Annotated in this window: 2 protein-coding genes and 1 pseudogene; all 3 read left to right on the top strand. The window is 63.0% G+C overall.

Features of this window, described 5'->3' with window-relative positions; genetic code table 11:
• Positions 1-142 precede the first annotated feature (142 nt).
• The 3 genes and pseudogenes from ACE04F_RS01065 to ACE04F_RS01055 all read left to right on the top strand — a co-directional run bounded on the left by ACE04F_RS01065 (position 143) and on the right by ACE04F_RS01055 (position 3,367).
• A complete protein-coding gene (locus ACE04F_RS01065) occupies positions 143-1,459 on the top strand; it encodes a Na+/H+ antiporter family protein (protein WP_486104173.1) in 1,317 nt (438 codons plus the stop codon).
• A 111-nt stretch (positions 1,460-1,570) separates the two neighbouring features.
• Positions 1,571-2,509, top strand: a pseudogene (locus ACE04F_RS01060) (cache domain-containing protein); the annotation flags it as partial.
• A gap of 36 nt (positions 2,510-2,545) precedes the next feature.
• Positions 2,546-3,367, top strand: a complete 822-nt coding sequence (locus ACE04F_RS01055) for a methyl-accepting chemotaxis protein (RefSeq protein WP_486104171.1) — start codon at positions 2,546-2,548, stop codon at positions 3,365-3,367.
• Positions 3,368-3,591: the final 224 nt, after the last annotated feature.

Below are 3,591 nucleotides of genomic sequence, written 5' to 3'. Positions count from 1 at the left end.
TTCGCGAGCAGGCTCGCTCCCACAGGGGCGCTGAGGATGTGCAAAACCCGCCGCATGACCCTTGCAGCTTGCCGCCGCTTGCTGCAAAGTCGCGACCTTTTTGTCCGGTGGCTTTCCATCGCTGTGCTTTGAGGTAACGATGATAAATGCAGTAATTGCCGCGGTTGGCGTCATGCTGGTGCTCAGCCTGTCCCGCGTGCATGTGGTGATCGCGCTGATTATCGGCGCGCTGGTGGGTGGCTTGGTAGGCGGCCTGGGGATCGAGGCAACACTCAAGGCCTTCAACGCGGGCCTTGGCGGCGGCGCAACGGTGGCGTTGTCCTACGCTCTGCTGGGCGCGTTTGCGGTGGCGATTGCCAAGTCCGGCATGGCCCATGCCTTGGCCGACAAGGTCCTGGCCATGGTCGACCGTCAGGACGCGGCCGGCGGCACCCGCGTCAAATGGCTGCTGATCGGCCTGCTGGGGACGGTTGCGGTGGCCTCGCAGAATATCCTGCCGATCCATATCGCCTTCATTCCGCTGCTGGTGCCGCCACTGCTTTATGTGCTGACCAAGCTGCAACTCGACCGTCGGCTGATCGCTTGCGTCATGACTTTCGGCCTGATCACCCCCTACATGTTCCTGCCGGTGGGCTTCGGCAACATCTTCCTCAACGAAATCCTGCTCGCCAACATCGCCCGCAGCGGTGTCGATGTCAGTGGCATCAACGTCACCCATGCGATGGGCATCCCGGCGCTGGGCATGGTCTTCGGGTTGCTGCTGTCGTTTATCAGCTATCGCAAGAAACGCGTCTACGATCTGAAGAAGATCGCCCGGGCCGAGCAGGTGGCCGTGCGCTACAACCCGTTGAGCCTGTTGGTGGCCGGGTTGGCAATCGCGGCGGCATTTGCCATCCAGCTCTTGCTCGATTCGATGATCATCGGCGCCCTGGCCGGTTTCCTGATTTTTTCGGTGTCGGGCGTGGTGCGCTGGCGCGAGACGGACGACCTGTTCACCGAAGGCATGAAGATGATGGCGATGATCGGCTTTATCATGATCGCCGCCTCGGGCTTCGCCGAAGTGATGAAGGCCACCGGTGAGGTGCAAAGCCTGGTGGAAACATCGGCGGCCTGGATCGGCCACAACAAGGGCATCGGTGCGCTGTTGATGTTGCTGGTCGGACTGCTGGTGACGATGGGGATCGGCTCGTCGTTTTCCACGGTGCCGATCCTGGCGACCATTTTTGTGCCGCTGTGCCTGCAACTGGGCTTCAGCCCGCTGGCGATCGTCTGCATCGTCGGCACCGCTGGCGCCCTGGGCGATGCCGGCTCGCCTGCCTCGGATTCGACACTCGGCCCGACCTCCGGCCTGAATATCGACGGCCAGCATCACCACATCTGGGACACCGTGGTCCCGACCTTCCTCCACTACAACCTGCCATTGCTGGCGTTTGGTTGGGTGGCGGCGATGGTGTTGTAGCTTCAGCGACCGGGTTGTCTTCTTCGCGAGCAGGCTCGCTCCCACAGGGGATCGGTGTGAACACAGCAGTTGTGGACACCACCGAACCCAGTGGGAGCGAGCCTGCTCGCGATGGGGCCCGTGAATCCAGCGACCCTGCGAACCGGCTGTCCACCTTGTCCTACAGTTTTATCGTGCGCTGCCGTTAACCCAGCTAACCACGCCATAAAACCAACAAGAGTGAACAGCATGCGCCTGAGTCTGAAGGCTAAAGTCCTGTCCCTGGCAATTCTGCCGGTATTGCTGTCCGCGGTGATCATCAGCCTGACCACGGCGTTCATCTTGAAGGAACAGGCCAGCAAGGAAGTCCAGCAAACCCGCGAGCGTCTGCTCAGCGAAGCCAAGGCGACGCTGCAGAATTACGTCGCGGTCGGCCTTACCGCCATCAAGCCGCTCTACGATGCCGCCGCGCCTGGCGATAACGAGGCGCGCGCCCAGGCGATCAAGCTGCTGTCGAACATCAGCTACGGCAAGGACGGCTATTTCTTCGGCTACGACTCCGAGACCATTCGCCTGTTCAAGGCCAACAGCCCTGACGGCGTGGGCAAAAGCTTCAAGGACAACCGCGACCCGAACGGTGTCTACGTCAACCGTGACCTGGTGAAAGTCGCCAAGGACGGCACGCATTACCTGGAATACAGCTCGCCGCTGCCCGGCAGCAAGGACCTGGTGCCCAAGCTCGGCTATACCGAATACTTGGCCAAATGGGACCTGGCGGTCGGCAGCTCGGTCAACCTCGACGGCATCGAAGGCCAGGTGGCGTTGGTGGAAGCCAAGGTCCATGATCGCCTGCAAGGCGTGATCCTCAGCATCGTCGGGATTGCCGCGGTGGTGTTGCTGGTGATCGCGGTGGTGGGCCTGTTGCTGGCCAATACCATCCTGCGTCCTTTGCACCTGATGAAGGAAAACCTCGATGACATCGCGGCGGGCGAGGGCGACCTGACCCGGCGCCTGACGCTTACCAGCCAGGACGAACTGGGCCAACTGGCCGGTTCCTTCAACCGCTTCGTCGACAAGATCCACGGCCTGGTACGGCAGATCACCGACATGACCTCGCAACTGACCGGCCTGGTGACGCAGGTGTCCGAGCAGGCCCAGCGTTCCGAGCAAGCCATGGAGCGTCAGCGCCACGAGACCGACCAGGTTGCCACGGCGATCAACGAAATGTCCTCCGCCGCCCAGGAAGTCGCCCGCAGTGCCCAGGGTGCCGCGGTCGCGGCGCAGCAGACCGACGAAGAAGGCCAGTCCGCCAAGCGCGTGGTGGCCGGCAGCATCCAGCAGATTCATGCGCTGGTGAACGATATCCGCAGCAGCGGCGTGTCTTTGGACAGCCTGCAACAGGACGTGGCCTCGATTGTCAGCGTACTCGGTGTGATCCGTTCGATTGCTGAACAGACCAACCTGCTGGCCCTCAACGCCGCCATTGAAGCTGCGCGTGCCGGCGAGGCGGGCCGCGGGTTTGCGGTGGTGGCCGACGAAGTCCGCGCGCTCGCCAGCCGGACCCAGCAAAGCACCCAGGAAATCCAGGGCATGATCGATCGCCTGCAATCGGGTACCCATGCTGCAGTGGAAGCGATGCGCCGTTCCAGCGAGGCCGGCGACGGCACCTCGGAACGGGCCAACGAGGCGGGCGCCTCGCTCGATACCATGGCGCAACTGATCGGCACCATCAACTCGATGAACGCCCAGATCGCCAGCGCCGCCGAGGAGCAGACCGCGGTGGCGGAAGAAATCAACCGCAGCGTGCATCAGATTGCCGTGGCGGTGGACAGTGTCGCCGACGAAACCCAGCTCGGCGCCCAGACCTCCCGCAGCCTGGCCGAGCTGGGCCAGCGCCTGGGCAAACTGGTGGGGCAGTTCCGGATCTGATCCGAACGCAGCAGGAGCTGCCGAAGGCTGCGATCTTTCGCTTTCGATCCAGATGTTTTCGCCTGGGCTACCAGGCCCTATCGGAAGCGGAGGATCGCAGCCTTCGGCAGTTTCTGCCGGGCAGAGCCAAACATGATACGTGTGGGAGCGAGCCTGCTCGCGAATGCTATTTCCAGCCGAGCGCAACGCAGTCGTGGGGGGGGGGGGGGGGGGGGGGGGGGGGG

Source organism: Pseudomonas sp. AGC41 (assembly GCF_057334555.1).
This window is presented reverse-complemented; position numbering and strand designations above follow the sequence as displayed.

What these genes read in the sequence shown, in the direction of transcription:
- ACE04F_RS01055 (WP_486104171.1), top strand. Translation starts at nt 2,546, where the DNA reads ATGACCTCGCAACTGACCGGCCTGGTGACGCAGGTGTCCGAGCAGGCC.